Source organism: Kitasatospora sp. NPDC058190 (assembly GCF_042883685.1).
Classification (GTDB): Bacteria; Actinomycetota; Actinomycetes; order Streptomycetales; family Streptomycetaceae; genus Kitasatospora.
In genome coordinates, this window is record NZ_JBHVVI010000249.1 from 1 (window position 1) to 4,436 (window position 4,436).

The 4,436-nt window shown below is 73.2% G+C and carries 3 protein-coding genes and 1 pseudogene; all 4 read right to left on the reverse strand.

The window, feature by feature from the left end; genetic code table 11:
• Positions 1-271: 271 nt before the first annotated feature.
• Positions 272-754, reverse strand: coding sequence for a hypothetical protein (locus ACFVWU_RS44345; RefSeq protein ID WP_387632295.1), 483 nt, complete (start codon positions 752-754; stop codon positions 272-274).
• Positions 755-756: 2 nt separating this feature from the next.
• Positions 757-2,064: a molybdopterin-dependent oxidoreductase gene (locus tag ACFVWU_RS44350; protein ID WP_387632290.1), complete on the reverse strand. Its 1,308-nt coding sequence runs from the start codon at positions 2,062-2,064 to the stop codon at positions 757-759.
• A 433-nt stretch (positions 2,065-2,497) separates the two neighbouring features.
• Entirely contained in the window at positions 2,498-3,562 is a 1,065-nt protein-coding gene (locus tag ACFVWU_RS44355) for an NAD(+)/NADH kinase (RefSeq protein WP_387632292.1), read from the reverse strand.
• Positions 3,563-3,893: 331 nt separating this feature from the next.
• Positions 3,894-4,433, reverse strand: a pseudogene (locus ACFVWU_RS44360) (hypothetical protein); the annotation flags it as partial.
• Between the last annotated feature and the right edge of the window lie 3 nt (positions 4,434-4,436).

The following is a 4,436-nucleotide window of genomic DNA, read 5'->3' on the forward strand; positions in this document are numbered from 1 at the left end:
CAGCGCGTCACTGGGCGGACCGTACGGCGTGTCGACCCGCACCTCCGCCACGTCGTCCAGCAGCGCGTACAGCCCCGAACCGCCGATCACACCCACCTCGGCCCACGGCTCTCCCTGATGCACCGTCATCCCTACCACCTCTCAGAGGAAGAACGTCCGGGCCACTGTAGGAGCCGGCCACGGCGGACTCCGCGAACCAGAGCCTTACGATTCGCGGACGCCGGATTGCCCCCGTTCCTTCAGCGGGGTGACACGGCGGTCGCCGCTCAGCTCATCGCGGCTCGCGTCGCCCGGTTCGACGGGCGGCGCGCAGCCTGAGCGCGAGGCCGACGGCTGCCGCGCCGAACAGGCTCCCGGTGATCGCGAGCCATCGGCCGAGGTAGACGTCCGCCGACAGTCCGGTGGCTCCCGGGTAGGGCTCGGACAGGTCGAGGACGAGCGGGAACCAGACGAGCAGCAGGAGACCGGAGAGGAGAGCCGGTACGCGGAGGTAGTTGATCCACTCCACTGCGGCGGTCCGTTCCCGGCGGTGGCGCAGCACGGCCCGGGCCGAGAGGTCGGCGAGTGAGTACAGCGGCAGCAGGATCAGGTCGTGGGCGACGGCCGCGCCGACGAACCAGATCGCCACCCCGAGAGGCCGGTCGGCCACGAGTCGCTCGACGGCGTAGCCCGTGAGCGCGAGGGACGCGAGGAGGACGAGCAGGTGCATCGGGCCGGCGCCGTACCAGCGGGTGAGGCGGGCGAGTCGGGCCATGGTCACGTCCTGAAGGTGAGTCGGCGGACCCATTTTGTGTTGTTCACACCGGGGTTGGCGGGGACGATGATCCGGGCGGGATAGCCGTGGTCGAGGGAGAGGTCGGCTCCGTTGACCCTGAGGGCGAGGAGGGAGCGGAGGTCGCGGATCTGGTTGCCGCGCAGCACCACGGAGCTGTAGGGACCGGGCGGTTGGACCGACTCCACCAGCACGCTCGACGCCTCGGGCAGACCGGCCATGGCGGCGAGGTCGGCGAGCCGGAGCCCGCTCCAGTGCTGGTCCGCGGTGGACCAGCCCTCCACGCAGGCGATCGGCAACCAGGCCGACTGCTGCGACATCGCGAGCAGTTGCTCACGGGAGAGCGACTGCGCCGCCCCGGCGCCGTACAGCTCCAGCCGCCAGTGCGGACCGACCATCGCCGACGAGACGCCGACGGCGGCGGCCGTCTTGTTGATCTGGAAGCCGTTCGGACCGTCCCCCGGTTCGCGGTTGTGGGGTGCCAGCAGTGCGGTGGCCCGGAGCCGGCCGCCGATGCTCTGCCCCGCGGTGACCGCGAACAGCACCAGGGACCCTGCGCCCACCAGCGCGAGTGCGCCGCGCCGGGCGATCGTCGGGGCGGCGGGGGCGACCGTCACCAGGCCGTCGGCGTCGGGCGGCTCGGGCCTGGTGTCGGCGAGGCCGGTCCGCAACTCCCCCAGCAGCGAACGCGACTTCAGGGCGCGGACCATCGTTGCCAGCTTGAGGGCCACGTGGACGGCGAACGCCGCGATGAACACCCACGCGCCGTAGAAGTGGAGGGTGTAGAAGGACCCCGGGAAGACGTAGTGGAGCTGGATGTTGAGGATCCCGGTCACGAATTCGAAGACGACCCCGCCGACCAGCATCAGCAGCGACAGCCGCTCCAGCGCGTGGGCGGCGCTGCGCACGGGCGGCCACTCGAAGAGCTTCGGGATCACCGACCACAGCTTGGCCAGCACCACCGGCACCAGGGTCACGCCGAGCGTCACGTGCACGCCCTGGGTGAGCCGGTACAACCAGGACGGGCGAGTGGGCCAGTCGAAGAGGTAGAAGCCCAGCACGCCCTTGTCCGGGGTCTGGTCGTTGAGCACACCGAGGTCCGGGTTGTACGCGGCGTACGACAGGGCCCCGGTCACGAAGAGGACCGGGAGCCCGACGAGCAGCACCAGCCCGAACACCGACGTCAGCCAGGGCCCCCGGATCGGACTGCGCCAGAACCCCGGGCGGAACGGTCCGGGCGGCGCGGGCGCCTGCCCGAGCCCGCGGGCGAACGCCGACAGTCGGACACCCACCGCGGTACGGGATCGTTCGACGGCCCGGACCGCGCCGCGCCAGGTGCTGCCACCGGCCCGGGTGAGGCGCCGCAGCGGATCGGCGGCTCGCCGCCACCGGCTTCGCCCACCCGATCCACCACCACGCCGAGCCCCGACCACCCGCCACCTCCGACCCAGACCCACCGTGGAAGCGCGGCTCACCGGTTCACCGCCGCACGGAAGAGCCGGCGATCGCCGGCTCTCCGCACAGCCACGGTCGGAACCGGTCGATCAGCGCCCGCCGGACAGCCAACCACCAGCGGCGCACCCGTCCCGGTGAAGCCGAACCCGACCGACGGGAACATCACCCGGACGGACGCGCCTCGGGCCACGGACGTCTGGAAGCCGCGCACCTGCCCGTGGGGCTTCGGCGGCGGCGGTCGGGAGTTCGGCCCGCGCGGCCGGCAGGCGTTCAGCGGGCCGCGGTGGGCGGCGGCAGCCGCAGGCCCGCGAGGTCCGGAGGTACCGCGGAGTCGGGGCGGAAGAACGGGGCGGACTCCGGGTCGGTCGCGGTGGCGGGGGCATCGGTGAGTCGGAAGCGGTCCCGCAGCCGACCGTAGAAGTCGGTGGGATGGAGGCGGATGAGCCGCACGCGTTGCGGGGCGCGGTAGACGCCGATCCAGTCGCCCGGGTCGATGATTCCCCGCAGCTGGCCGTCGATGCTGACCGCGGCACGGCCGGAGTGCGGCAGGATGCGCAGCGCGATCGGTTCGTCGGGAGCGGCGACGACGGTGCGGTTGAAGGTCATGTGGGCGGCGATCGGGGTGAACACCACCGCGTCCATGTGCGGGGAGAGCACGGGGCCACCGGCGGAGAAGCTGTACGCGGTCGAGCCGGTGGGTGTTGCGACCACGAGGGCGTCGGCCGAGTAGGCGGCCAGCAGCCTGCCGGAGATGTAGACGCCCGCGCTGACCTGACGGTCCCGGGCGAGCTTCTCCACCACCACGTCGTTGAGGGCGTTGACGTCCAGGGGCAGACCCCAGCCGTTGCCCGCGGTGTGCTCCGGCCGCACCTGCGGCGACGGCAGGGCGGGGCCGCGTCCGTAGCAGAGGAAGGCCTCCATCTCCGCGGGCACCTCCGGCGGCCTGGAGGCGCGCATGGTCAGCGTCATCCGCTCCTCGACCGGGGCGTGGTCGGCGTGGACGGCGTCGAGGGCGGCGGTGATGTCGCAGGCCGGCACCTCGGTGAGGAAACCGACCTTTCCCAGGTCGACCCCGAGCACGCTGGCGCCGGTCTTCACGGCGATCCGGGCGCCGCGCAGGAAGGTCCCGTCCCCGCCGAGGGTGACGACCAGGTCCGGGTCCCCGGCGGCGTGGGCCTCGTCGCGGCCGGAGCCGCGCCGTCGGTCCTGCGACCAGACGTCGATCTCGGTGCAGGGGACGTCGTGCGCCGCACACCAGGCGTGCACGGCGCGGGCGGCGTCGCGGGCAGCGCCGCGGCCCTGGTGGACGACCAGTCCGACGCGGTGCACGGGCATGGAGGACCTCGTCTTGTCGCCGTGTTGCGACGGCTCCGCCCGCCGGGGTGCAGTGGCCGCGCGCTCCTACCCGACCCATGGTGGGGCCTCGGCGGGCGATCGGCTCGCCGGGACCGCCCCGTCGGCGGCCGACGGGGCCTGGACCGGCGGGCGGCGGCAGCCCGATCAGCGGCTTCGGCCGACGCGGGCGCGCGCGTGCCACGTGGGGGCGCGAGCGGTCAGCGGTCCTCGGGGACCGGTCGTGTGCGGGAAGGACCGGGTAGTCGGTGTATCCCGCGGGGCCGGCGGCGTAGACGGTGCGCCAGTCGATGTCCGCGAGCGGGGCGCCGGCGGCCAGGCGGGCCGGCAGGTCGGGGTTGGCGATGAACGGGCGGCCGAATGCGATGACATCGGCCAGACCGGTCTCGACGAGGTGTGCGCCGCGTTCACCGGTCATGGCGGTGTTGGCGATTAGCGTCCCGCCGAACAGCGGGCGGAAGTGGGCGAACATGCCGTCACCGGACAGGTGCTGGAGCGGAGTTCCGGTGAAGTCGGTCTGGGCGCCCATCAGCAGCAGGTGCGACAGGCCCGTCAGGCGGGAGACGACGTACTCGGCGGCGGGCAGGGTCTCGTCGTTGGCCTGGAACGGACCGGATTCGTACATCGGGCTCAGTTTGATCCCGGTGCGCTCCGGGCTCACCGCACCGGCGACCGCGTCGACGATCTCCAGCGTCAGGCGGGCGCGGTTCTCGATCGACCCGCCGTAGGCGTCCGTGCGCAGGTTGGTGGCCCGGGCCCACCCTCGTGACCGAACGATCGGGCAGGGGGCCCGGTCACGACCAGACGGGCCCTCCGGAGCGGACCGCCCGTCCGGTCGTGGCGGGTCGGTCAGGGC